This window comes from Cedecea davisae, assembly GCF_044095835.1.
In the GTDB taxonomy this organism is placed as follows: domain Bacteria; phylum Pseudomonadota; class Gammaproteobacteria; order Enterobacterales; family Enterobacteriaceae; genus Cedecea; species Cedecea davisae.
In genome coordinates this window covers 2,662,760-2,687,228 of the sequence record NZ_CP172054.1, presented here as the reverse complement: position 1 = coordinate 2,687,228, position 24,469 = coordinate 2,662,760, and the positions used below count along the sequence as shown (strand labels likewise).

Below are 24,469 nucleotides of genomic sequence, written 5' to 3'. Positions count from 1 at the left end.
GTTATGGCAGTATAGCAACCTGGCGCAGCGTATTCTCCAGCTGTTTTACCAGCCGTTCGCAGTCTGCGATTAAAGCGTTAATCGCCTCACCATCTCGCGCCTGCGCAGCGGCCTCTATTTTCCCGCAGATTTCAGACAGCCCGGCGGCATCCGCCAGCCGTGCGCTTCCGGCCAGGCGATGAGCGCTGTCTTTAACCCGGATGAAATCCCCACCGGCAAGGGCGCTATTTAGCGCGGCCATATCAAGCTGGTTTTGCTCAATTATAGTGTTAACCAGGGCTTGAAAAGCCCCCGGCTGTGAACCCGCAAGCTTGTTAAGAGAAAGCAGCGCCCGCGGCGGATGTTCGCCGATATTCTCAGCTGATTCATCGATGCGGGAAAGCAGCGTTGCCAGTTCCACCGGCTTAAACAGGCAGTCGGTCATCCCCGCCTGAATTGCCCGGTCGCGTACCTGCTGCTCTGCCATGGCGGTCAGGCCGAACATCGGTTGGGGCTTGCTTCCCGCCAGCTGCTCTTTTTCCCGCAGCTGGCGCACCAGCTCAAAGCCGCTAAAGTCCGGCATGTTGCAGTCGGTGATGACGATATCAAACGGCGGCTGTTCCGCTTCCCAAAGCCGCAGTGCCTGAGCGCCGTTTTCCGCCGCCACGCTGGTATGGCCAGCAAATTCAAGCTGCTGAACCAGCAGTAAACGGTTTGCCGGATGGTCGTCAACAACCAGAATTTTGCGTGAGTGTGAGGCGCTCAGGCTGGCCTCCGGTTGACTCCTGTCCTGCTCAGGAGGCGCTATCGGAGCCGAGAAACGGAAGATAAACGTGGTGCCTTCGCCCGGCGTGCTCTCAACCTCCAGGCTTCCGTGCAGTAGATCTGCCAGCTGGCGGCAGATACTCAATCCCAGACCGCTGCCGTGGTGCGCCCGCCGTGCGGCGTCGAGTTGAACAAAAGGTTCGAAAATAGCTTTTTGCTGCTCTTCGCTCATTCCCACGCCGCTATCGCAGACTTCCAGCACATAATCGCCTTTCTTACCGGGCTGCTTTTTGGCCTGATAGATAATGATTTCCACCTCGCCCCGGGCGGTAAATTTGATGGCGTTGCTCACCAGGTTAGAAACGATCTGTTTGAGCATAACCGGGTCGAACAGAATCCGGTCGTCCTGCACTTCAACACTTGCATGCAGCGAAAGCTGCTTCTCTTCCGCGCTGTAGCGGAACAGGGTGCTGACGCTGTTAATCATCTCGCTCAGGGAAAGCGGAACGCTGCGCACGGTAAAAGTGCCGGACTCGATTTTTGCCATATCGAGAATATCGCCCACCAGCATCAATAATGATTTTGACGACTCATAGGCGACGGCGATGTTATTACGCCGCTGTTCCGGCGAGCTGCGCCCGGCATTCTCCAGTTCCAGCAGGCCTATCAGGGCGTTCATCGGGGTACGTATTTCATGGCTCATCTGCGCCAGAAACTGGCTTTTTGACTCGCTGGCTTTTTGCAACTGCGCCTGAGAAGCCTGAAGCTCGTTTTGCAGCGCCCGCTGGGTTGCGAGGGTGCGTTTAAGCAGGCGATTGCGCCAGAAGTAGAACACCAGCAGCATCGCGGCCAGGCTGATGAGAACAATCGCGCTCATAATCCCGGTGCGGTAATGGCCCCAGACCTCAAAGCGCTCCAGCGCGTAGCGCATTTGCCAGCCGCTAAGGTGCTCCTCCATTTCCTGGGGCGGCACTCGCTCCAGAGCTTTGTCGATTATCGACAGCAGCGCGCGGTTTTGCTCGCCGGAGGCCATCGCCAGCCGCAGCGGGGGGACGGGCACCGTTATGGCGATGCGGAATCGATCTTCGAGATAGCTTTTCAGCACGAAGCTGGCAGCGGTTTGCGGCACGATGGCGCCGTCGAGATTATGAATGAACAGGGCGAGGGCGGTTTCCAGCGAGAAGTCCTGCTCGACGAACTCGACCTGCGGAAACCGCCTGCGTAAATCCGGGAGATAATAACTGCCGGTAAATACCGCCACCTTTTTACCGTTCATTCCGGCGAGCGAGGTTATGGCGGGGAAATTTTTGCGGGTGACCAGCACCCAGTCGGTTACCTGAATCGGGCGGGTATAGATAAGCCCGGCATCAGGCCCCGTTGCGGAGGCATCGGCGGCGGCAATTAACGAGTTGGGATCTTTTTTAAGCTGTTCGCGCATCTCCACCAGATTATTGAAGGGATGCCAGGTAAAACGTAGCCCGCTTTGCCTGCCGATGCTGTTCAGCAGCGCCACGGCGTAACCGCTTTGCTTGCCTTCCTGATTTATAAAGGTCAGCGGAATATGAGTATTGACCACCAGAACCGGCACCACAGGATGAGCGGCAACCCAGTCTTGCTCTTGCTGGGTCAGCCCGAGAGGGTTAGCCAAACCAGATGAGGCAGAGGGCGCTGGTTGAGCATGCAGCACGGAGGCGATGCAGAGCAGGCAGAGGCTAATCAGGCGCAGAACAGCGGTCAGCCGCATCGTGGCGTTCCCTTCGGTGGCTTTTGGGCTTAGATGTCAGTCAATATAGCTGTAAAAACAGAGATTAATAAGCGACTCGTCGGCTGTTTAACTCATCAAAGATGCTGGCGGCGATGGCCTCGGGGGCGGCCATAGAAAATATCTGCACATCGCCTGACAATAGATATGCCTCAAAACGCTGGCTGAATTTCGCGATTTCGCTTTCTCTTTTCAGGCCGAAGCCCCGCTGTAGCTGGCGTTCGACAATACAGTTAACAGCCTGCTGATAATCGCGGGACGGCATCAGCAGCACCGAGGTGCCGCTTTCTGCGACTCGTTTTCTGTTCCGCTCCACGATGTCGGGGCGGATATCGGTTGCCAGAAATCCTGAGGAAAGGATAAAGACGCTATCAGCTTCGGCTTCTTCCAGCAGCGTCTCCAGCAGTTTTGCATTCTCCAGGAGATAGCTTTCATAGCCATTAAGGGCGATAAATTCGCGGATGTTCAGGATTCGCTCACAGAACTCGTCGTCGAGATCGACTTTCGCATAGCCGAGGCGAGCCGCCAGAAATTTACCCACGGTACTTTTGCCCGCGCCGCCGGGGCCAATCAGAAAAACAAAATCTGCCATCTGCCTTCTCGCTTATTTATCCTCTCCCTGAATGCTATTGGATAAAAGAAAGGGGCACAATGTGCCCCTTTTCAGAATGTGGACAAAGAAAGATTATTACTGGTTAACCGGCACAACCGCGCCGTGGTACTTCTCTTTTATCCAGTCCTGAATCTCTTTAGAGTGCAGGACTTTTACCAGTTCTACGACGTCATGTTTCTTCACGTCGGCGCTGTGCACGGTGATGATATTGGCGTACGGGTTGCCTTCGGTGCTTTCAACCGCAATCGGATCTTTGATTGGGTTCAGGCCCGCGTCCAGCGCGTAGTTGGCGTTGATAACAACCGCGTCGCCTTCGTCATTGGCATACATCTGCGGCAGCAGGGCGGCTTCGATATCAGCCTTAAATTGCAGGTGTTTTGGGTTAGTTGCGATATCGGTAATGCGCGCGTTAACCGGCTTGATGCCCGGCTTCAGGGTGATAACGCCTTCGCGCTGGAAGATAGCCAGAATTCGGCCTTCTTCGGCAACCGAGTCACGCATAATGACTTTCCCGTTTTGCGGCAGGTCTTTCAGGCTTTTATATTTCTTTGAATAAATACCAATCGGCTCAACGTGGATCGCCCCGGCGCTGACAAAATCGTAGTTTTTATCGCCTTTATGATCCTGTAATACCGAGTCAAGGTACGGCTGATGCTGGAAATAGTTGGCGTCAATTTCACGCTCCGCCAGGGCGGTGTTCGGCAGAATGTAGTCCTGGAAGGTCTTAATCTCCAGGTCGATACCTTCTTTCGCAAGGATTGGCTTCGCCTGCTCCAGAATTTCCGCATGCGGCACGTTAGACGCGCCAACAATCAGCTTTTCTGCCGCATTGGCATGCAGGCTCAGCGCGGTCAGAGAAGCCAGAGCTAACATCATAAATTGTTTTTTCATTATCCCGTCCAGTAGTGATTAATTATAAAAAGCATTGCCGTGGAACTCCGGCAGGCAGATAGCGCGCCTGACTGCCGAAAGATGAATCTCTGCTAGCGCTTATCCAGCAGAGTGGTAATACGGTCGCCGATAAACTGAATAATAAAAACGATGGCCAGTATCATGCCGGTTGCCACTAAGGTGACGTCGTTGTGGTTGCGCTGAAAACCTTCCAGATAGGCGAGGTTGCCGAGGCCGCCCGCGCCGATAACGCCCGCCATTGCGCTGTAGCTGACCAGCGCAATCAGGGTGACGGTAATCCCGGACACCAGCGCCGGAGAGGACTCGGGCAGCAATACGCGGAAGATAAGCGTGTGGGTTTTGGCCCCCATGGAGCGCGTAGCCTCGATAACGCCTTTGTCGACTTCGCGCAGGGCAATTTCAACCAGCCTTGCATAGAATGGCGCGGCGCCCACAATCAGCGCCGGAAGCGCGGCGTTGGTGCCGAGAATGGTGCCGACCAGCGTTTTGGTAAACGGGATCAGCAGCACTATCAGAATGATAAAAGGAATCGAACGGAAGACGTTTACCAGCACCGTGACAACCGAATAAACCAGCCGGTTTTGCAGCAGTTGGCCGCGAGAAGTTAAGAACAGCAGCACGCCGAGTGCGATGCCCAACACCAGCGTCGCCAGCCCGGACCAGGCCGTCATATAAAGGGTTTCGCCGGTTGCGGCCCACAGCTTATCGAGGTTTAAATGCGGGAATAATTGCTCAGGCATGTTGAATAACCTCGGTTTCTACCCGCTTTTGATTCAGGTATTGCACAATATTGTCCAGCTGGCTGGCCTCTTCAAAATGGACATAAAGCTCGCCAAACGAGCCGTCCACCGTTTGGGTAATCTTGCCGTGCAGGATATTCAGCGCGAGGTTGAAGTGCTGAATGACTTCGGCAACCACCGGCTGCTGAGCCTGACCGCCGGGGAAGATAAGCTTCAGGATGCTGCCGCTTAACCCCTGAACCCACTGCGGGTTGAACGGGCTGCCGCCTTCGCCGTGGTGGGAAACCTGGCGGACAAAGGTTTGTGTTATCGGCTGTTGAGGATGAGTGAACACGTCCAGCACCGCGCCTTCTTCGACGATTTTGCCGTTTTCCATTACCGCGACGCGCTGGCAAATTTTGCGTACTACGTGCATTTCATGAGTGATAAGCACGATGGTTAATTTGAGCTGGCGATTGATGTCGAGCAGCAGGTCGAGGATGGCGTCGGTGGTTTGTGGATCTAATGCGGATGTTGCTTCATCGCACAGCAAAACCTCCGGATTATTAGCCAGCGCACGGGCAATGCCGACGCGCTGTTTCTGGCCGCCGCTGAGCTGGGAAGGGTAGGCGCCTTCTCGTCCTTCCAGGCCAACCAGCTTGACCAGTTCGCCAACGCGTTGCTTAATCTGGCGTTTATTCACCCCGGCAATTTGCATCGGGAAGGCAATATTCTCAGCCACCGTGCGCGACCACAGTAAATTAAAATGCTGAAACACCATGCTGACTTTTAAACGCGCCTGGCGAAGCGCTTCGCTGCTGGCGTTGGCGATATCCTGACCGGCAATAAAAATAGAACCGGAAGAGGGCGCTTCGAGGCCGTTTAATAACCTTATTAAGGTGCTCTTACCCGCGCCGCTATAGCCGATAATGCCGTAAATCTGGCCTTTTTCGACAGTGAGGCTAATATTTTCCACGGCTGTAATATCGCCGTTTTTCCCGGCAAATATTTTCGACACGCCCGATAGAACGATCATTATTACCTTTCCTTAACTGCTTAAAACTTCCGCCTTCCGGCAGCATAATCCGCTGTGGATGGCCGGTGGTGGGCTTTGTCCTGCGAGCTTAATCGCCGTTGTTTAGCCGATACTACCTGCTAACGTGCTATGCCAGAAGAATATAAAAAACATGAGTTATAGCGATAAGGCATATAGCAATGCCGGGCAGTTTCTGAACTGCATTATCTGGATTTTCTTTAGCAAATAATCAGCGTTGCTTATATTGAGTTTGGATATTTATTATTCTCTGGCTAATTAATTTACTTTAAGATCTGTGTCTGGTTTTTTTATTTAAAAAAGTCTATTTAATAGCCGAATATCTGAGACGAATTAAAAATTCTCCCCGCAGGATTAACAAAGCGTGAAGCGCGATCGGGAAATATTTTGCCAGCCGCGCTATGTTGTCGCGTGTTGTGTACGGAGAATGTCTGAGCATGTATGAGTTCAATTTAGTGCTGCTGCTTTTGCAGCAAATGTGTGTGTTTCTGGTGATTGCCTGGCTGATGAGTAAAACCCGCCTGTTTATCCCGCTGATGCAGGTAACCGTGCGCCTGCCGCACAAGCTGCTGTGTTACATCACTTTCTCCGTTTTCTGCATTATGGGTACCTATTTTGGCCTGCACATTGAAGGCTCGATTGCCAACACACGCGCCATCGGGGCGGTGATGGGCGGCCTGCTCGGAGGCCCGGTCGTCGGCGGGCTGGTGGGCCTTACCGGCGGGCTTCACCGCTATTCTTTGGGCGGAATGACGGCGCTTAGCTGCATGATTTCGACCATCGCCGAAGGCTTAATCGGCGGACTGATCCACAGCTATTTAATCAAACGAGGCCGTACCGACAAATTGTTCAGCCCGCTGATGGCAGGGGCGGTGACCTTTGTTGCCGAGTTGGTGCAGATGCTGATCATCTTGCTGATTGCCCGGCCGTTTGAAGACGCGCTGCACCTGGTCGAAAGCATTGCGGCCCCGATGATGGTGACCAATACGCTCGGCGCGGCGATGTTTATGCGCATCCTGCTGGATAAGCGCGCGATGTTTGAGAAATACACCTCGGCTTTTTCCGCCACCGCGCTAAAAGTAGCGGCTTCTACGGAAGGTATTCTGCGCCAGGGCTTTAACGAGCAGAACAGCATGAAGGTGGCGCAGGTGCTGCTTCAGGAGCTGGATATCAGCGCCGTCGCGATTACCGACCGCGAGAAGCTGCTGGCTTTTACCGGCACCGGGGATGACCATCACCTGCCGGGGAAACCTATCTCGTCGGGCTACACCTGGCGGGCGATTGAGAATAACGAAGTGGTTTATGCCGACGGTAACGCGCTGCCGTACAGCTGTTCTCTGCATCCTCACTGCAAGCTGGGCTCAACGCTGGTTATCCCGCTTCGAGGCGAGAACCAGCGGGTTATCGGCACGATTAAACTTTACGAGGCGCGCAACCGGCTGTTCAGTTCAATCAACCGTACCCTTGGCGAAGGGATTGCGCAGCTGCTGTCGGCGCAGATCCTCGCCGGTAAATACGAGCAGCAGAAGGCGCTGCTGGCGCAGTCGGAGATAAAGCTGCTCCACGCCCAGGTGAACCCGCACTTCCTGTTTAATGCCCTGAATACGCTGAAGGCGGTTATCCGCAATGACAGCGATAAGGCCGGGCAGCTGGTGCAATATTTATCGACTTTCTTCCGCAAGAACCTCAAGCGCCCGTCGGAGATAGTCACGCTGTCCGATGAAATTGAACACGTTAACGCCTACTTGCAAATCGAGCTGGCGCGGTTCCAGTCGCAGCTTAAGGTTGAATTACAGGTGCCGGAGGCGTTTGTCCATCAGCACTTGCCCGCTTTTACGCTGCAACCGATTGTGGAAAATGCGATTAAACACGGCACGTCTCAGCTGTTAAGCACAGGCGTTATCACAATTAGCGCCCGCAGCGAGGGGGACAATGTCTTTGTGGACATAGAAGACAATGCCGGGCTGTACCGGCCGAAAATCAACGGTAACGGGTTAGGCATGAATCTGGTGGACAAGCGCCTGCGGGCGCGATTTGGCGACGATTATGGCATCGCCGTAAGTTGCGACCCTGACCGTTTTACGCGCGTCACGCTGCGGCTGCCAGCGGGGGAATTTGTATGTTAAGAGTGCTGATTGTTGACGACGAGCCGCTGGCGCGTGAGAACCTGCGCCTCCTGCTACAGGATGACGGCGACATTGAAATTATTGGTGAATGCTCCAACGCGATTGAAGCGATTGGTGCGGTAAACAAACTGCGCCCGGACGTGCTGTTTCTTGATATTCAGATGCCGCGTATCAGCGGCCTGGAAATGGTCGGCATGCTCGATGAGCGGCACCGCCCGCGCATCGTCTTCCTCACGGCTTTTGATGAGTATGCGGTGCAGGCTTTTGAAGAGCGTGCCTTTGACTATCTGCTGAAGCCGATTGAGGCTCCGCGATTACAAAAAACGCTGGCGCGACTGCATCAGGAGCACGAAGCGCAGGACGTTTCTGGCCTGCCTGAAAGCCAGCAGCCGCTGAAGTTTATCCCGTGCAGCGGGCATAGCCGCATCTGGCTGTTGCAGATGGAGGAAGTGGCCTACGTCAGTAGCCGGATGAGCGGGGTGTACGTCACCAGCCGGGACGGCAAAGAAGGGTTTACCGAGCTGACGCTGCGCACGCTTGAAAGCCGCACGCCGCTGCTGCGCTGCCACCGGCAGTATCTGGTGAATATGAATTATCTTCAGGAGATCCGCCTGGAGGATAACAGCCAGGCGGAATTGCTGCTGCGCGACGGGCGTACCGTGCCGGTCAGCCGGCGCTATTTAAAATCGTTGAAAGAGGCGGTGGGGCTGTAAGTCAGCCCTGGCGTAAACCGGCAAAAGCCTCGCGGATCTCGGCTTCCGGCAACGCTATTCCAATAAACACCAGCGTGCTGCCCGGCGTTTCGTCCGGCTGCCATTCCCGGTCCCAGTCTGCGCTGTAAAGCCGCTGTACACCCTGAAACAGCAGGCGGCACGGCTGGTCTTCAATCCACAGCATGCCTTTATAGCGCAGCAGATTGTCGGCAAAGCCGGAAAGCAGTTTTTCCATCACCGAGGAAACCGCCGCCAGCGCTACCGGGTAGTCGAGCGTGACCACAATCGAAGAGACAGGATTTTGCTGCTGCGCAATGTGGTGGAAGCGAGGCTTTGCTGCCACAACATTTTCTTCCAGCATAAAACCGCGGGTATCAAACAGCAGGCCCAGCTCAATATCGCCGTGGACTACCGGGTAAACCGGGGCGCGCGCGTTGATGCGTTGCAGGCGCTCGATGAGTTCGCTGCAATCCCCGGCAACGTCGGTTTTAGTCAGCAGGATACGGTCCGCGTAGCCAATCTGGGATTGAGCAAGCTGGAACTGGTCGAGCTGCGATGTGGCGTGAACCGCATCGACCAGGGTGATAACGCCGTCGAGCAGGTAGCGCTCGCAGATAATTTCATGGGAGAAAAACGCCTGAAGAATAGGGCCGGGATCCGCCATGCCGGTGCATTCGACGATCAGACGGTCAAACTGCACCTCGCCTTTATCCAGGCTGTCGAGCAGGTCAAGCAGGGCGTCTTCCAGCTCGCTTGAGCGGGTGCAGCAGATACAGCCGTTGCTCAGCGTGGTAATGCGGGTGGCGCGGTCGCCAATCAGCTGGCTGTCGATGGGAACTTCGCCAAATTCATTCTCAATAACGGCAATCTTGCTCTCCTGCTGGTGATGCAGAATGTGGCGTAACAGGGTGGTTTTCCCCGCGCCGAGAAAGCCGGTTAAAACAGTCACTGCAATCGGTGCCATAACATTATTCCTTAACAGCAGCGCATTCCGCCTTTTCCATCTCCGCCGTAGCGCGCCTGCTGGCGCTCGCGGAAGAATTCTTTATAGCTCATGGCCGGTTTGTCCGGGTGGTTGGTCTGCATATGCAAAACGTAGGTGTCGTAGTCCGGAATGCCGACCAGCATCCGGGCCGCCTGGCCGAGGTATTTTTTTGCTGCGCCTAAGTTATCGAACATCCGTCGCTCCTTGAGAAATTTAGCCGCTATGCGGCAGGAGAAAGCCCCGCGTGGGCGGGGCAGTCAGATGAAACGATCAGTGGCCGGATGAGAGTTTAACGCCTTCCTTCGGCACCGGCTGATAAGGGGTTTCTTTATCAGTGCGAAGCTCGGTCTGGCGCGCTTCTTTCCACGCTTTGATACCGTAGAAGATAATGCTGTACACCACAACCAGGAACAGAATACTCAGACCCGCATTGGTGTAATTGTTGATGACGATATGGTTCATATTCGCAATCTCCTGAGCGGTCAGGTCTGCGCCGCCGGCGCTGATACGCGCCTTATACTGGTTGGCCATAAAGAAGAAGCCTTCCATCTGCGGGTTGCTGCTGAACAGCTTCAGGCCGAGCGCCCAGGTGGTGCAAATAAGCAGCCAGACGGCAGGCACCACGGTAACCCAGATGTATTTGGTGCGCTTCATCTTCACCAGCACCACGGTTGCCAGCACCAGCGCTACGGCGGCCAGCATCTGGTTGGAGATGCCGAACAGCGGCCACAGGCTTTTCACCCCGCCGAGAGGATCGACCACGCCTTGATACAGCAGGTAACCCCAGAGCCCAACGCACCCGGCCGTGCCGACAATACCGGCGACCAGCGAGTCGGTCTTTTTCAGGAACGGAATAAAGTTGCCCAGCAGATCCTGTAGCATAAAGCGCCCGGAACGCGTACCGGCATCCAGCGCGGTAAGGATAAACAGCGCTTCGAACAGAATACCGAAGTGATACCAGAAGCCCATATCTGCAACCGGCACAATCTTGTGGAACACATGGGCGATACCTACGGCCAGAGTTGGCGCGCCGCCAGCGCGGTTAAGCACCGAAGGTTCACCAATATCTTTGGCCGTTTGCAGGATCTGTTCCGGGGAAATAACGAAGCCCCATGAACTTACCGTCGCCGCCGCGTGGGCGGTCACATCCTTCAATTGCGCCAGAATCATCGGCGCATTCTCTCCGCCCAGCTCATGCAGGTTTGGCATGGTAATGCCAAGGCCCGCTGGCGGCGTGTTCATGGCGAAGTAGAGGCCTGGTTCGATGATGGAGGCGGCAACCAGCGCCATCACCGCAACGAAGGACTCCATCAGCATTGCGCCGTAGCCGATAAAGCGGGCATCGGTTTCACAGGCCAGCAGTTTTGGCGTTGTCCCGGAGGCGATAAGCGCGTGGAAGCCGGATACGGCCCCGCAGGCAATCGTAATAAACAGGAACGGGAACAGCGCCCCTTTCCACAGCGGACCGGTGCCGTCCACGTATTGGGTGATGGCCGGCATTTTCAGTTCAGGGTTGAGAATAACGATACCGATGGCCAGGCCGACGATAACCCCGATTTTCAGGAAGGTTGCCAGATAGTCGCGTGGGGCGAGGATCAGCCACACCGGCAGCAGGGCAGAAACGAAAGCGTAGCCAATCAGGGTAAAGGTAATGGTGGTGTCTTTAAAGGTCAGCGCCGGGCCCCAGTACGGGTCATGGGCAATCACGCCGCCAAAGTAAATCGAGGCGATAAGCAAAATAACGCCGATGACCGAGACTTCGCCAACCCGCCCGGGCCGGATAAAGCGCATATAGATGCCCATAAACAGGGCAATCGGCACCGTCGAGCAAACGGTAAAGACCCCCCACGGACTTTCTGCCAGGGCTTTAACCACGATAAGCGCCAGCACGGCAAGGATGATTATCATTATAAGGAAGCAGCCGAACAGGGCGATTGTGCCCGGCACCGGACCCATTTCCTCTTTGATCATCTCGCCAAGGGAAGCGCCATTACGACGCGACGAGATAAACAGCACCATAAAGTCCTGTACCGCACCCGCCAGCACTACGCCCGCCAGCAGCCAAAGCACGCCGGGTAAGTAGCCCATTTGCGCGGCCAATACCGGGCCAACCAGCGGCCCCGCACCGGCTATCGCGGCAAAGTGGTGGCCGAACAGCACGTTGCGGTTGGTGGGAACATAGTTCAGACCGTCATTGTTAATAACCGCAGGCGTCGCGCGCGTAGGGTCAAGCTTCATCACCTTTTGCGCAATATAGAGGCTGTAATAGCGGTAGGCGACGAGGTAGACCGAAACCGAAGCCACGACTATCCACAGGGCGCTGATGTGTTCCCCTCTTCTCAGGGCAACCACTGCCAGGCAGCAGGCCCCGATTATCCCCAGAATCACCCAGGGTATGTGTTTGAGAAATTTATTTTTATTCATAATAATTCCGTTTGTCAGAATACTTTCGTAATACCTGTCTCTGTATTACTGAACCTGGTTTTTGTCACAAAGGAGCATGAATTTATGCCGTATATAGCCTGACGCCGTTTCTTGCCCGGCGGGAGAAAGAGTGGCTGAGCGGTCATATGCGAAGATAAGCGGTTGCCGGATGGGCTAAGCGGTTTCGCCGCGGTGCTAACTTGCTGAAAGTTGTGATTTAGATCTCACGGATGCCCATGCAAAGAAAAAAAACAGCGATTCAACGGTCCGATTGCGGTTCATGGCGGCGAACAATGTTTGATTGAAATCAATTAAAACTGAATAAATACATTGCTTTACCTTTCTATGCTCCCCGAGCTTTGACCTTCCCCCTGGGGTAAGGTGTAACGTCTGCGCCAGTTATTTATGCACACTGACTCCAGGGGAATAATGATGAAAATACGTACCATAACGGCGCTTGTGGCGCTGATGCTGAGCGGTTCGGCTTTGGCGGCTACGTCTGAAGGCGATGCATTTTTGGCCCGCCACGGGCTGGAAGGCAAAAACGTTGAACAACTGGTTGAAGCTATTGATGGCTCCACGCAGGCTCGCCCGCTTGCCTATAGCGCGGGCATAACCAGCGGAGCTTTAGTCCTGTCGGACGAGAAGCAGCGGGTGAGCTACCCGCTGGGGGATAAATTCTATCTTTCGTTTGCGCCTTACCTTCAGCAAACCCATCCCTGCTTTAACCACAGCCTTTCCGGCTGCCAGGGGGAGCTTGCCAACACGGCGTTTGAGGTGAACATCACCGATAAAGCAGGGAAGGTGATTTTGCATAAAACGCTGACCAGCCATCAAAACGGTTTTGTTGGCGTGTGGCTGCCGCGTAATACCGAAGGCACGATAAACGTCAGCTACCAGGGGCGCTCGGCCAGCTCGCCTTTTGCTACCTATGACGGCAGCCAGACCTGCATGACCACTCTGCAACTAAAACAGGCGTAATTTACCCGGCCGCCCGGCTCTCCGGTTACATTATGGATAGTCCGGCGGCTCATTTCTGAAAATAAGCAGGCAGGCTTCATTAAAACTCGCCAGGCCGAGCCGCTGGTATAGCTCAATACGCCTGCGATACAGACTTTTAAGCGAAGTATTTAATTTCAACGCCGCCTGTTCCATCGGCACGCCCAATCTGAGTAGCCGCATCATCGCCCGCTCTTCGCCGCTAAGGCGCATCTCGCGAAACCACTCTTTTGCCACAACTTCAGGCTTTATCCGGCGTAATTGGGTCAATATTGCTTCTATCTCCCGATACGGTATCGACATATCCAGGCTCTGTTTTAGCCTTAGTGGAGGGATTTCGCTGTGGCGCATATCGAGAATAATGCAGCGAATACGTGCCCCGGTTTTGTCCGCGCTAATAACAATATTTTGCCAAAAAAACAGCGGCAGGCGGCTATCAACCAGCAGCGAGTATTCCTGGTATCCGCTGCTAAAAATCCTTCTGTCTACGGTTCGTAACTGAAGCGTTTCCGGCAAACAGTTTTTTATGCCCTGAAAAAGATAGTAATCCTGAGTGACTAAAAGTGTCGCATTCACCACGGCTCATCCTGTTAATATCCGATCAACAAAAACGGCTATCCATAGCGGAAGAAGAGCCGCAGCTTTCTTTCCGGCATTTAGATATTTCATTGAAAATGAGTTAACTAACCTTTTTGTTAGTTAGCCTGCCACCAAAACACGACGTTGAATAAGATATTAATAACGCTTTGTGCATTTTTTATGATTATCCATGTGGCGAATTATAAATTAAATGAATGGAGAAAGAAGTGGGCTAATAAAAAATTAAGAATCTTTGCCAGGAAACTTCCTGAATGGCACAGGGAAAACCACCAGACAATGGATTTTTTCCATTTCATGGGTTTCCATTTGTTTGTTTTTTTATTTGTTAATCATTGGGTTGGCGAATTTTATTTTATCTGGAAATAACCGTTGCAGAGTATTCTTAAAAGCGCCGCAACCGCCTTTTTGACGTATTCACAAAACGGCTAACGGTACTTTATTATTCTCGTTGGTCATATCGGGTGGCCAGGCGAATGTATTTAAATTCTCCTTTTTAACGTAAGGGTGAAGCTACTCAAAAACACACGCATCGCAATAATCCGCGATAAAATCCATCGCGTGGATCTAATGTGCACATTTTCCATTAGTAGCTGATTTAACGCTATGGAAAGCGCGTACTCATTCATAACGGAATATAGAATAGATATTTATGGCACAACGACTGAATATCAATAAGTTATTCTTTTGTCATGGCGCAGAGCTGGCGTTATTGCTGGGCTTAATAGGGCTATTTCCCGCTCAGAGTTTCGGCGGTGAGTCCGCCTATGAGCAGCAGGTGATGCTGGCCCGTAGCGGGAATTATCAGCCGCTGCTGGATACATTAAAACGACAGCAAATGCAGGGGGCGCTTAGCGACGAAAAGGTTGCCGACTGGCTGCAGGTGGCTTCCTGGGCCGGGCGGGATGAAGAAGTGGTTAGCGTCTGGCAGTGTTACCAGCAGCGGGTTTCAATTCCCGCCCGGGGCATAGCTTCTGCCGCCCGGTCATACCGCAACCTGCGGCGCTGGGCGGAGTCGCTTGCGCTCTGGGAACAGGTGCTACGCCTTGCTCCGGCAAATATTGACTACCGCATCGGGCGGATAAAAACGCTTGCCGACGGGCAGCAGGAATGGCCCGCGCTGTTTGAAGCTCAGCGGCTGGTAGCGCTCGCGCCTGAAGATCTCGCGGCGTTGCGTACCCTGGCCGATGCTTTAAGCGTTAACCGAATTAGCGCTCCCGCTTTGGAACTTGCGGGCAGGGCAAATCTCACTCCCGCAGAGCGGCGCAGGCTGGAAATAGATGCCGCCTCAGAGCTGGTACGCATTGCGGATATTATTCCTCGCGAAGAAAAAGAACGCTTTGCCGTCGCACAACAAGCGCTGGACCGCTACGACGTGTTTTTTGCCCGCTGGCGCAACGACCCGCAGGCCGCCAGAGGCCTTGTTCGCGCCCGCATAGACAGGCTTGGCGCGCTGTATGCACACAACTATTACCCGCAGGTAACCGCTGAATATGAATCGCTGGCTTCAGAGAAGGCGGATGTTCCCGACTGGGCGCTGCGCTGGGTGGTGGACGCTTATCTGGCGCAAAGAAGGCTGGAGCCGGCCATAGCTCTGTCGCCCCAGGCTGCACGGCCTTTGCCGGATGAAAGCGAACACGCGATGTTTTATGCCCTGCTGGACAGCGGCCAGTATCTGGCTGCCAGGCGCTATGTGGAGAGCATCACCGGCAGCGCGCCGTATGTTGTTTACATCGCAGGCTCGCCCACGCCCCAGCCTAACGACGCCTGGCTGGAGGGTAAAACGCTCTCTCTGCAATATCTTCTGGCAACACATGCGCTGCCGGAGGCGGAAAAGCTCGCCTATCACCTGGCGACGACCGGGCCTGGCAACCAGGGGCTACGAACAGGTTACGCTGAAGCGTTGCAGATGCGGGGATTGCCGCAGGCCGCCGAACGAGAACTGAAGGCTGCGGAGGTTCTGGAACCGTCTAACCTGGAGCTTGAGCGGCAGCAGGCTTATGTCGCGCAGGATCTTCACGAATGGCGGCAGATGAGCCTGCTGACCGACGACGTGCTGACCAGAGCGCCGCTGGATCCTGACTCCCGCCAGCTTAGCCGCGCCCTGGACGTTCACCGAATGTCCGAGTTACGCCTCAGCGGCAATCAGGGCATTACCTCCGATACGCCGATAAGCGGCGCTCACGACTTTAGCTGGGATGCGGCAATTTACGGCCCGCCGCTGGCGGATGACTGGCGGCTGTTCGGCGGCAACCGCTTTAACAGCGGGCGCTTTGAAGAGGGGAAAGGGCTGAACCGCAGCGTATTTGGCGGCATTGAGTGGCGGCCCCGGGCCAGCTGGGCCGAGTTTGAACTGGCAAATAACCATTTTAACGGCGGCGATAAACCCGGTGCGAGACTTGCGGCGTGGCACAGCTTCAGCGACAGCTGGAGAACGGGCGGCGGCATTGAACGCCTGGCCCGCAGCACGCCGCTGCGGGCGTTACGCAACGGCATCAGCTCAAACCAGGCCAATATTTGGCTGCGCTGGTATCAGAATGAACGCAGGGAATACCAGCTCATCGCCACCGCCAGCCGGTTTACCGACCATAACTTCCGTCAGGAATATAGCCTCGAGGGAAAAGAGCGCGTCTGGCAAATGCCGGGGCTGATGCTCGACCTGCTGCCCGGTTTTTCCTTCGGCGCTAACAGCCGCGCCAACACGGTTTACTACAGCCCGAAATGGGATTTCTCTGCGGCACCGACGTTCTCCGCAGACCACGTCATGTACCGGCGCTACGACACCGTCTGGAGCCAGCAATTTACCGCGAGCGCGGGCGTTTATCGGCAGAAAAGCTACGGCTCAGGCGCCACTACCTCGTTCGGCTACGGCCAGCGGATCGAATGGAACAACGTTCTCGACACCGGCGTGATGCTGAACTGGGAAAAGCGCCCCTATGACGGCAGGCGCGAAAGTAATCTCGCCGTGGCCTTTGACGCGAATTTAAGATTTTAAGGACAAGCATGCTGACCAACAGTTTCCGAATCAGCCTGATCGTTATCGGCTGGTTATTTACCCTTTCTGGTTTGTGCGCTCAGGAAATTCATTTTCTGCCCCCGCAGGACAGGCCGCAGCCCGAAGCCAGCAAACCCTGGCCGAAGAACAATTTTCTGGTGCTGGCTTACCACGACGTGGAGGATAGCGACCCCGATCAGCGTTATCTGGCGGTGCGCACCAGCGCGCTAAACGAGCAAATAATCTGGCTGCTGCATAACGGCTACAGCGCGGTAAGCGTGCAGGATATTTTGAACGCGCATGACGGCGGTAAGCCGCTGCCGCCGAAGGCTTTTTTGCTTACTTTTGATGACGGTTACAGCAGCTTTTATACCCGCGTCTGGCCGCTGCTTAAGGCCTACAATGTTCCCGCGCTCTGGGCACCCGTGGGCAGTTGGGTCGGCACACCGCAGGGGAAGCCGGTCGATTTTGGCGGGCTGAAAACGCCGCGCGAAAAATTTGCCACCTGGGAAATGGTGCGGGAGCTGAGTGAATCGCCGCTGGTGGAAATTGGCTCCCATACCTGGGCATCTCATTTTGGCGTGCTGGCTAACCCGCAGGGCAGCCGCGAACCGGCTATCGCCAACCGGGCCTGGGACAAAGCAACCGGCCAATATGAGGACGACGAGCAGTTTACCCGTCGCATTGATGACGACGTGAGCCGCATCAGCGCCAAACTGGAGCAGGTAAGCGGGAAAGCGCCTCGGGCCTGGGTCTGGCCCTACGGTGCCGCAAACGGCACTTCGTTAAGCGTAATAAAAAAACACGGCTACCGGCTGGCGTTCACGCTTAACGATGGCCTGGCTAACGTTCGCGATCTGGACAATATTCCCCGGCTCCTTATCTCCGGCAACCCTTCGCTCAAGGCCTTTGCCAGCACGGTGACTCGCATTCAGGAAACCGAGCCGGTGCGGGTGATGCATGTTGATCTGGACTACGTCTACGACAGCGATCCTGCCCAGCAAACGAAGAATATCGATACGCTGGTGCAGCGCGTCTACGACATGAAGATTAGCCATGTTTTCCTGCAGGCATTTTCCGACCCGGCCGGAGACGGCAATATTAAGTCGCTCTATTTTCCTAACCGCTGGCTTCCGGTGCGCGCCGACCTGTTTAACTTCGTCTCCTGGCAGCTACAGACAAGGGGCGGGGTGAAGGTTTATGCCTGGCTGCCGGTACTCTCGTTTGATTTAAATGCTTCTCTGCCGAGGGTTGAGCGCTGGGATACAGCAACCCGGCAGTCGCGCCGAGCTCACAGCCCTTATCTGCGCCTTTCGCCGTGGAATAAACAGGTTCGCAGCCAGATTGCCGACCTTTATCAGGACCTTTCCCGGTATGCGACCTTCGACGGCATTCTGTTTCATGACGATGCCCTTCTGACGGACTTTGAGGACTCCGGCCAGGACGCTTTGGCTGCCTATCGCCGTGCCGGTTTTGCACAAAATATTGCCGATATTCACGGCAATACCGCCGAATTTCAGCGCTGGACGCGTTTTAAAAGCCAGACGCTGGTTGGCTTCACGCGCACGCTGACCCAGGCGGTGAAGGACATTCGCGGCCCGCAGATAAAAACCGCCCGCAATATTTTTGCCCTGCCGATTCTGGAGCCGGAGAGCGAGGCCTGGTTTGCGCAGAACTTCGATGATTTCCTTGCCGCCTATGACTGGACGGTGCCGATGGCTATGCCGCTGATGGAGTCCGTTCCGCCTGCGGAAAGTAACGACTGGCTGACGCAGCTTATTCGCCGCGTGGCGGCCAAACCTCTGGCGCTGAATAAAACCATTTTTGAGCTCCAGTCCCGGGACTGGAGTAGCAAAGGGCAAAAGGGTGTTGCCGATAAACAGCTGGTGGAGTGGATGCGTCTGTTGCAGCTCAACGGCGTAATGCATTACGGCTATTACCCGGACGATTTCATTAATAATCAGCCGGATATCTCGCGCATCCGGCCTGAATTTTCCTCATGGTGGTACCCAGACAATGACTGACCGGATTATTTCTCTGCTGATCCTGTGCCTGATATTTGGCCTGCCGCTTAGCGTGGCGGCCGTTTTCACCGGCAAAATTCTGCTCGACTTCGTCTTCTTCTGGCCGCTGTTTATGTCGGTATTGTGGATGACCGGCGGGCTCTATTTTTGGTTCCAGCTGGAACGGCATTGGCCCTGGGGGAAGGAGACTCCGCCGCCACGGCTGGAGGGTAACCCGCTGATCTCGATTCTTATTCCCTGCTTTAACGAGGAGAAAAATGCCAGGGAAACCATCGAAGCGGCGCTCAACCAGCGCTATCAAAATATTGAGGTTATCGCCATCAATGATGGTTCGGGGGATAACACTTCCGGCGTGCTTGGGCAGCTGGCGCAAGAGTATCCGCGCTTGCGGGTTATCCATCTGGCAGAAAACCAGGGCAAAGCGGTGGCCTTAAAAGCGGGTGCCGCCGCCGCGCGAGGCGACCTGCTGGTTTGTATCGACGGCGATGCGCTGCTGGAGCGGGATACGGCGGCTTACCTTGCCGCGCCGCTGCTCCAGCATCCACACGTTGGTGCGGTGACCGGCAACCCGCGCATCCGCACGCGCTCCAACCTGATTGGCCGCATCCAGGTTGGAGAATTTTCTTCGATTATCGGGCTTATCAAGCGCACTCAGCGCATTTATGGCCGGGTGTTCACCGTGTCCGGGGTGATTGCGGCCTTTCGCCGCCAGGCGCTGGCGGACGTCGGCTACTGGAGCACGGATATGATAACCGAGGATATTGATATCAGCTGGAAGCTACAGCTAAGCCACTGGACGATATTCTTCGAGCCGCGGGCGCTGTGCTGGATATTGATGCCGGAAACGCTGCGCGGGCTGTGGAAGCAGAGGCTGCGCTGGGCGCAGGGCGGGGCTGAAGTATTCCTGGTTAATGTTCGTCGGCTATTTCGCTGGGAGCACCGCCGCATGTGGCCGCTGTTTCTTGAGTATGTGTTATCGACGGTGTGGGCGTTCGCCTACGCGATAACCATCCTGCTGTTTATCGCAAGTCTGGTTGCAACACTACCGCCCAACCTCGTGGTACGCAGCCTGTTTCCCCCCGAGTTTACCGGGCTGCTGCTGGGCGTAATGTGCCTGATGCAGTTTCTCGTCAGCCTGTTTATCGAGCGGCGCTATGAGCGGCGGATAGCCGGTTCGCTGTTCTGGATAATCTGGTTCCCGATGATGTACTGGATGATTGGCCTGGTAACCACCCTGGTGGCATTCCCCAGAGTGATGCTGAAACGCCAGCGTGCAAGGGCGCGCTGGGTAAGCCCTGACCGCGGAAAAGGAAGAACAGAATGAACGCCAATACCCTGATATTAACCGAACACAGAATCGCCCCGCGCCTGTTCGACGGCCTGCTGACGTTTATCGCCTGGGCTGGGTTTGTGTTCTTCGCGTATAAAAACCTGCTGCTGCAAATAATGACGCTGCCCGGCCAGCGCGGGGAGATTATCGTCTCGTCGCTTAATTCGGTGCTGCTTTATTTGTTGCTCGCGGTGGTCAACGGCTGGCTGCTGATCCTTTGGTATCAGTACAGCCTGCGCAGGCATAACGCGCGCTACCATGAAAGCCTCGCGCCGCTGCATCTCAGCGAACTGGCGCAGAGCTTTAACGTCCCGCCGCAGTTGATATCCGAGATGAGCCAGCATAATCAGCTGACGGTTTACCACGACCAGATTGGGCAAATTATTCATTTAAAAAGCAGTGAGCTGGCGGCGGGGCGGGAGAGTCAGCCAATGACCGTATTATGAAATAAAGGGTTGGGGAAAAATGATACCGTCAACGGCAGCCGTTGACGTCACCGGACAGGCATTATGTGTAAATTTACAGAGAAATTTTATTATGATCTTTCAAGTGAGTAATGGATCTTTTCCCGCCGCAATCAGCAACAATCACATTCACAGAATCGCCCACTCTGGTATCCCACCTGAAATGGGCGCATGGGAAAAAATAGAGGATTTTTTTTGCGAAACGAATAAACCCGAGGCATTGGAGTGTATTCAGAGGATTTATCACCCACCGGGCAGAACGATATGGGAGGATGTAGTCAGCGGGTTTGAACGGCTCAGGGCGCTCGCATATGCCGGGCGTAGGGGAAACATTCAGTTCGGCCGACACGGGGAGGGCCACTTTTGTATCCTGGACTCAGGCAGCCGGGAGGTTCTGTCCGTCATCCCTGATAACGCCGGGAAGTATACCGTGAATTGTCAGGGACACAATGAAACACATAACCTCAGCCTGCGTACAGAATTGAGAGCAGAAGATTATGAAGCTGTCTGGTCAACGTGGGAAATTATTGCTCCACCAGAAGAGTCATACCATCGCGCAGTCGTGGTACAGAAAATGCGTGACTGCCTGAATAATGGCAATCCAGAGCTTAACCTGAGCAACTTTGACATCACCTCCTTACCCGACCGTTTACCGCCGGATATGGCAAGGTTGATCCTTGATAATGTACCACTAACCAACCTGCCAGCGTTGCCGTCAGGACTCCAGACTCTGCGGGCCAGCCATAGCGAGCTGGTCAGTCTACCAATGTTACCGTCAGGGCTACAGGAACTGGTTATCAATCATAACGTTCTGATAAGCCTGCCTGAGTTGCCTTCAGAACTACAGAAACTGGTGGTTGATTGCAACACTCTGAGCAGGCTGCCAGCGCTGCCGTCAGGGCTACAGACTCTGTCTGGCAGTCATAACTATCTGAGCACCCTGCCTGCGTTGCCGCCAGCTCTGCAGGAACTGAAGGTCGATGATAACGAAATCACCAGCCTGCCTGAGTTGCCGTCAGGGCTACAGACGTTGTGGGCCAGTTATAACGAGCTGAACTACCTGCCGGTATTGCCGTCAGGGCTACAGGCGCTGACGGTCAATAATAACCGTCTGACCAGGCTGCCTGAAAGCATCGCCGGATTGTCCGGGGATATGTGGGTCGACCTGTCAGGGAACCCGCTGTCAGATCGTACGCGTCAGGCCCTGCTGGATATGACCCATGCCCCTAACTATTCTGGCCCCAGAATATATTTCGGTGTGGGCGGCCCTCCCGTTTTCAGGAAACCTCGCCCACTGCATCAGGCAGTCGCTGATTGGCTGGTGCCTGCCAGGGAAGGTGAGCCGCGCCTTGCGGGCAAGTGGCAGGCGTTTGAGCAGCAAGATGATGCGGCCTCCTTCAGCAGTTTTCTGGACCGGCTGAGCGAGACGGAAAACTTCAAAAAAGACTCGGGTTTTAAAACACAGATAGCCTCCTGGCTGGCACAGTTGGTTGACGATGATGAGCTGAGAGCAAAAACATTTGCCATGGCGACAGAGGCGACTTCAAGCTGTGAGGATCGGGTTACCCTTGCGCTGAACAAGATGAAGAACGTGCAATTAGTACATAATGCGGAAAAAGGGGAGTTTAACGAGAATCTCCCCGGGCTGGTCTCGGTTGGGCGTGAAATGTTCCGGCTGGAGAAACTGGAGCAGATTGCCCGTGAGAAGGTCAAAACGCTGTACTTCGTCGATGAGATCGAGGTCTATCTGGGCTATCAGAATAAACTGAAGCAACCGCTTGAGTTGACCAGCGTGACGGCAGAAATGCGGTTCTTTGGTGTATCCGGCGTGACGGAGTCAGACCTTCAGTCCGCTGAAATTCAGGTAAAAACTGCCGAAAACAGCCAGTTTGCAGAGTGGATATTGCAGTGGGAGCCATTACGCAAGGTACTGGAGCGTACGGAGCCGACAAGCTGGGAAGCACTTTGTGAAAAGAAAATATCAGATTATGAAAACACGTACCGAATTCTGTCTGACACAGAGCTAAAACCGGCAGGTCTGCTCGGCAATACCGATGCTGAGCGTATTATCGGAGCAAGAGCCATGGAAAGTGCGGAAAGGGCATTTCTTGATGGCCTTCACCCTCTGGCGGGCAATATGTTGGGCAGATATCTAAAGCCCAGATGGTCTTAACTGAGCGCTGGCTGTTTTTTTAAAACAGAAGACGGCGCGGAGCTACCTCCTTCATTAAATGTGAACCGCGCCGGGCGAAGCCTGTGGTCAGCTACAACTAAATCCCCATAAACATCAGCACGTTTGCGTAACGGCCTGCCCGGCGGCTTGAGTTATTCACCTAATCCATATAATACTGTGTATGCATACAGTATTTTGAGGTGAGCAATCATGACCGTCCCTTATCCTTATAAACAAGAGCAAATCATCGAGCTGCCGCTATTTTTAGAGCGGGTTCCGTGCGGCTTTCCCAGCCCGGCTGTTTTCCCATCTGATTATTATTGTCAATATGCATCTAAGTATTAAAAAATCTCAATAAATCATTATGATATTTTATTTATTAGAATGAGTTAAATGGATTTTTATGCTGACAATTATCAAAGCTTGAAACCAGGCTAAATGAAGCCATAAACATTAAGGCATGTCTGTAAGCATGCCGATAAACCGGATCACTTACTTTTAGAGATTTTGCAACATACTGATTATGTCCCAGGAGGAGAGCACCATGCGTAAGACCCGAATGACTTAACACTAAATAATAGCAGCCCTCAACTCCGTTTAAGTTGGACGTACCGTCAGGTGTGTGTTGTGAGGCCACCATATCTGAAGCCAGCTATTATAGCTGGAAAGAAAATTATGGCAGGATGGAAGCGACTGATATTAAAAAAACCTTGCGGATGAGAATCCGTCGTCTGGAAAGTTGCGCGTTAAAAGATGTTATCGAAAAAAGTTTTAAAACCAGCGATAAAGTGTGAACTCGTCAATTATCTGAAAGAGATATGCTCGATGAGTGTAAGCTAGGTATGTAGGGCGTTGTCGCTGAGCGGGCTAGTATATTTTTATCGTCCAGATAACGGACGTGATGAACCGGCGGTCCCATCGTAGTTGAGTGCCATCCTCGTTATGGGCTTAATAAACTAATTCAGGTGCTATGCAGACAGTGTCATACATGGAATCATAAGCGAGTTTACTGCCTGTTAAAACTAAATTATCGCCGTAAGGGAAAGCAACGTCTGCCTGTGTGCAACTCGGCACTGTTTGAAGCACTTAACGATAACTGATCGATAGACTTTATTCTCTCAAGCGACAATTTTCATTATTGCTGCCAACTATCGTGGGCGGCCTGCATTGATAACCACAAAGGTGCTGCGATTCCCAGCCCCACTTCTAGGCGAAAAGCTATTTCAGAATTAATGGAAATCTTACCTGAGACTACTTTATTGAGTACATTTATCGATAGATCCAGTTCTCTAGCTAGACAGAGCAAACATATATTATTATCTTCAATATATTCAGTAATTAGACCGCCAGGGTGAGGCGGATTAAATATTCCCATAATGATAGCCTCCGGGATTGAAAGTGCGTGTGCCACCTATCATAACTCGGCTATTATACGCTAATTTGTCCTTACCGCTATCTTTTCGTGTCTACGCGTCGCGGCGATGTGTGGAATTGATAAGAGGATCCGAAAGTCATAGAAATTGGAACTTAGTGTAACAAAGAAGAGTGTCGTTGTCTCACATCATTGAAAATGACACCATATCATTTATTTAACTGAATTAAATATTTCTGATTAACTTCATCTCAGACACATACACTCAATATTCATTTCTTCACAGAGTGAATATTTTCTGAAGGAGAGACCATGCTGAGCCAATTGACTCTGTGCATTTACAAAAAACTCATTGAGGTGCTGAAAATCCGCACCCGCCACGAAAGCACCTCCGTGAACGCGCTGGTTGAGCTCGACGCTCTGAACAGCCTGCGTGGCCTATACGGATACGGAGCTCTGTGAT

Annotated in this window: 19 protein-coding genes and 1 pseudogene; 10 read left to right on the top strand and 10 right to left on the bottom strand. The window is 53.9% G+C overall.

The features are described 5' to 3' along the window. Window position 1: 1 nt before the first annotated feature. The 5 genes from ACG1VR_RS12855 to ACG1VR_RS12835 all read right to left on the bottom strand — a co-directional run bounded on the left by ACG1VR_RS12855 (window position 2) and on the right by ACG1VR_RS12835 (window position 5,786). On the bottom strand, window positions 2-2,488 hold the full coding sequence (locus ACG1VR_RS12855) for an ATP-binding protein (RefSeq protein ID WP_395488985.1): 2,487 nt from the start codon (window positions 2,486-2,488) through the stop codon (window positions 2-4). Between the two features lie 64 nt (window positions 2,489-2,552). Continuing rightward, window positions 2,553-3,098: a shikimate kinase gene (locus ACG1VR_RS12850; RefSeq protein WP_172570110.1), complete on the bottom strand. Its 546-nt coding sequence runs from the start codon at window positions 3,096-3,098 to the stop codon at window positions 2,553-2,555. A gap of 96 nt (window positions 3,099-3,194) precedes the next feature. Next, complete coding sequence (locus tag ACG1VR_RS12845; protein ID WP_016536227.1) at window positions 3,195-4,010, bottom strand: MetQ/NlpA family ABC transporter substrate-binding protein; 816 nt, start codon at window positions 4,008-4,010, stop codon at window positions 3,195-3,197. A gap of 92 nt (window positions 4,011-4,102) precedes the next feature. Next, a complete protein-coding gene (locus tag ACG1VR_RS12840; RefSeq protein ID WP_016536228.1) occupies window positions 4,103-4,771 on the bottom strand; it encodes a methionine ABC transporter permease in 669 nt (222 codons plus the stop codon). Next, window positions 4,764-5,786, bottom strand: a complete 1,023-nt coding sequence (locus ACG1VR_RS12835) for a methionine ABC transporter ATP-binding protein (protein WP_279045840.1) — start codon at window positions 5,784-5,786, stop codon at window positions 4,764-4,766. Before ACG1VR_RS12835 ends, ACG1VR_RS12840 begins: the two co-directional genes overlap by 8 nt. Before the next feature lie 455 nt (window positions 5,787-6,241). Here ACG1VR_RS12835 and ACG1VR_RS12830 point away from each other — a divergent pair, with 455 nt between their 5' ends. Together ACG1VR_RS12830 and btsR are read left to right on the top strand one after the other, a co-directional pair. Continuing rightward, window positions 6,242-7,930: a sensor histidine kinase gene (locus ACG1VR_RS12830; protein WP_039898178.1), complete on the top strand. Its 1,689-nt coding sequence runs from the start codon at window positions 6,242-6,244 to the stop codon at window positions 7,928-7,930. Continuing rightward, complete coding sequence (gene btsR, locus ACG1VR_RS12825; RefSeq protein ID WP_395488984.1) at window positions 7,924-8,643, top strand: two-component system response regulator BtsR; 720 nt, start codon at window positions 7,924-7,926, stop codon at window positions 8,641-8,643. Before ACG1VR_RS12830 ends, btsR begins: the two co-directional genes overlap by 7 nt. Window position 8,644: 1 nt before the next feature. On the opposite strand, the gene yjiA is transcribed toward btsR, so the two are convergent. The 3 genes from yjiA to ACG1VR_RS12810 all read right to left on the bottom strand — a co-directional run bounded on the left by yjiA (window position 8,645) and on the right by ACG1VR_RS12810 (window position 12,052). After that, window positions 8,645-9,607: a GTPase gene (gene yjiA / locus ACG1VR_RS12820; RefSeq protein WP_395488983.1), complete on the bottom strand. Its 963-nt coding sequence runs from the start codon at window positions 9,605-9,607 to the stop codon at window positions 8,645-8,647. Window positions 9,608-9,618: 11 nt separating this feature from the next. Continuing rightward, window positions 9,619-9,822 (bottom strand): YbdD/YjiX family protein, encoded by a 204-nt coding sequence (locus ACG1VR_RS12815; RefSeq protein ID WP_016536233.1) that lies wholly within the window; start codon window positions 9,820-9,822, stop codon window positions 9,619-9,621. 76 nt (window positions 9,823-9,898) lie between these two features. Then, entirely contained in the window at window positions 9,899-12,052 is a 2,154-nt protein-coding gene (locus ACG1VR_RS12810; RefSeq protein ID WP_395488982.1) for a carbon starvation CstA family protein, read from the bottom strand. A gap of 429 nt (window positions 12,053-12,481) precedes the next feature. On the opposite strand from ACG1VR_RS12810, the gene cueP reads away from it, so the two are divergent. Continuing rightward, complete coding sequence (cueP, locus tag ACG1VR_RS12805) at window positions 12,482-13,033, top strand: copper-binding periplasmic metallochaperone CueP (protein WP_395488981.1); 552 nt, start codon at window positions 12,482-12,484, stop codon at window positions 13,031-13,033. Window positions 13,034-13,063: 30 nt separating this feature from the next. On the opposite strand, the gene ACG1VR_RS12800 is transcribed toward cueP, so the two are convergent. After that, the gene (locus tag ACG1VR_RS12800; protein WP_395488980.1) at window positions 13,064-13,630 is read right to left on the bottom strand and encodes a LuxR family transcriptional regulator; all 567 of its coding nucleotides are present in this window, start codon (window positions 13,628-13,630) and stop codon (window positions 13,064-13,066) included. A gap of 670 nt (window positions 13,631-14,300) precedes the next feature. On the opposite strand from ACG1VR_RS12800, the gene pgaA reads away from it, so the two are divergent. The 6 genes and pseudogenes from pgaA to ACG1VR_RS12770 form a co-directional block, all read left to right on the top strand. After that, window positions 14,301-16,643: a poly-beta-1,6 N-acetyl-D-glucosamine export porin PgaA gene (gene pgaA / locus ACG1VR_RS12795; protein WP_395488979.1), complete on the top strand. Its 2,343-nt coding sequence runs from the start codon at window positions 14,301-14,303 to the stop codon at window positions 16,641-16,643. An 8-nt stretch (window positions 16,644-16,651) separates the two neighbouring features. After that, complete coding sequence (gene pgaB / locus ACG1VR_RS12790; RefSeq protein WP_395488978.1) at window positions 16,652-18,667, top strand: poly-beta-1,6-N-acetyl-D-glucosamine N-deacetylase PgaB; 2,016 nt, start codon at window positions 16,652-16,654, stop codon at window positions 18,665-18,667. Beyond that, a complete protein-coding gene (pgaC, locus tag ACG1VR_RS12785; protein WP_016536241.1) occupies window positions 18,660-19,991 on the top strand; it encodes a poly-beta-1,6-N-acetyl-D-glucosamine synthase in 1,332 nt (443 codons plus the stop codon). The genes pgaB and pgaC overlap by 8 nt, the downstream gene beginning before the upstream one ends. Beyond that, window positions 19,988-20,443, top strand: coding sequence for a poly-beta-1,6-N-acetyl-D-glucosamine biosynthesis protein PgaD (gene pgaD, locus ACG1VR_RS12780; RefSeq protein ID WP_395488977.1), 456 nt, complete (start codon window positions 19,988-19,990; stop codon window positions 20,441-20,443). The genes pgaC and pgaD overlap by 4 nt, the downstream gene beginning before the upstream one ends. 91 nt (window positions 20,444-20,534) lie before the next feature. Beyond that, window positions 20,535-22,634 (top strand): NEL-type E3 ubiquitin ligase domain-containing protein, encoded by a 2,100-nt coding sequence (locus ACG1VR_RS12775; protein ID WP_395491107.1) that lies wholly within the window; start codon window positions 20,535-20,537, stop codon window positions 22,632-22,634. 620 nt (window positions 22,635-23,254) lie between these two features. Continuing rightward, a pseudogene (locus ACG1VR_RS12770) lies at window positions 23,255-23,731 on the top strand (IS3 family transposase); the annotation flags it as partial. Between the two features lie 38 nt (window positions 23,732-23,769). Here the strand turns inward: ACG1VR_RS12770 and ACG1VR_RS12765 are convergent. After that, window positions 23,770-24,009: a HigA family addiction module antitoxin gene (locus ACG1VR_RS12765; RefSeq protein WP_126355930.1), complete on the bottom strand. Its 240-nt coding sequence runs from the start codon at window positions 24,007-24,009 to the stop codon at window positions 23,770-23,772. A 309-nt stretch (window positions 24,010-24,318) separates the two neighbouring features. Here ACG1VR_RS12765 and ACG1VR_RS12760 point away from each other — a divergent pair, with 309 nt between their 5' ends. Further along, window positions 24,319-24,468, top strand: a complete 150-nt coding sequence (locus ACG1VR_RS12760; RefSeq protein ID WP_164716807.1) for a hypothetical protein — start codon at window positions 24,319-24,321, stop codon at window positions 24,466-24,468. Window position 24,469 lies beyond the last annotated feature (1 nt).

Coding starts and splice junctions, on each gene's coding strand:
- ACG1VR_RS12855 (WP_395488985.1), bottom strand. CDS start 2,488: ATGCGGCTGACCGCTGTTCTGCGCCTGATTAGCCTCTGCCTGCTCTGC.
- ACG1VR_RS12850 (WP_172570110.1), bottom strand. CDS start 3,098: ATGGCAGATTTTGTTTTTCTGATTGGCCCCGGCGGCGCGGGCAAAAGT.
- ACG1VR_RS12845 (WP_016536227.1), bottom strand. CDS start 4,010: ATGAAAAAACAATTTATGATGTTAGCTCTGGCTTCTCTGACCGCGCTG.
- ACG1VR_RS12840 (WP_016536228.1), bottom strand. CDS start 4,771: ATGCCTGAGCAATTATTCCCGCATTTAAACCTCGATAAGCTGTGGGCC.
- ACG1VR_RS12835 (WP_279045840.1), bottom strand. CDS start 5,786: ATGATCGTTCTATCGGGCGTGTCGAAAATATTTGCCGGGAAAAACGGC.
- ACG1VR_RS12830 (WP_039898178.1), top strand. CDS start 6,242: ATGTATGAGTTCAATTTAGTGCTGCTGCTTTTGCAGCAAATGTGTGTG.
- btsR (WP_395488984.1), top strand. CDS start 7,924: ATGTTAAGAGTGCTGATTGTTGACGACGAGCCGCTGGCGCGTGAGAAC.
- yjiA (WP_395488983.1), bottom strand. CDS start 9,607: ATGGCACCGATTGCAGTGACTGTTTTAACCGGCTTTCTCGGCGCGGGG.
- ACG1VR_RS12815 (WP_016536233.1), bottom strand. CDS start 9,822: ATGTTCGATAACTTAGGCGCAGCAAAAAAATACCTCGGCCAGGCGGCC.
- ACG1VR_RS12810 (WP_395488982.1), bottom strand. CDS start 12,052: ATGAATAAAAATAAATTTCTCAAACACATACCCTGGGTGATTCTGGGG.
- cueP (WP_395488981.1), top strand. CDS start 12,482: ATGATGAAAATACGTACCATAACGGCGCTTGTGGCGCTGATGCTGAGC.
- pgaA (WP_395488979.1), top strand. CDS start 14,301: ATGGCACAACGACTGAATATCAATAAGTTATTCTTTTGTCATGGCGCA.
- pgaB (WP_395488978.1), top strand. CDS start 16,652: ATGCTGACCAACAGTTTCCGAATCAGCCTGATCGTTATCGGCTGGTTA.
- pgaC (WP_016536241.1), top strand. CDS start 18,660: ATGACTGACCGGATTATTTCTCTGCTGATCCTGTGCCTGATATTTGGC.
- pgaD (WP_395488977.1), top strand. CDS start 19,988: ATGAACGCCAATACCCTGATATTAACCGAACACAGAATCGCCCCGCGC.
- ACG1VR_RS12775 (WP_395491107.1), top strand. CDS start 20,535: ATGATCTTTCAAGTGAGTAATGGATCTTTTCCCGCCGCAATCAGCAAC.
- ACG1VR_RS12765 (WP_126355930.1), bottom strand. CDS start 24,009: ATGGGAATATTTAATCCGCCTCACCCTGGCGGTCTAATTACTGAATAT.
- ACG1VR_RS12760 (WP_164716807.1), top strand. CDS start 24,319: ATGCTGAGCCAATTGACTCTGTGCATTTACAAAAAACTCATTGAGGTG.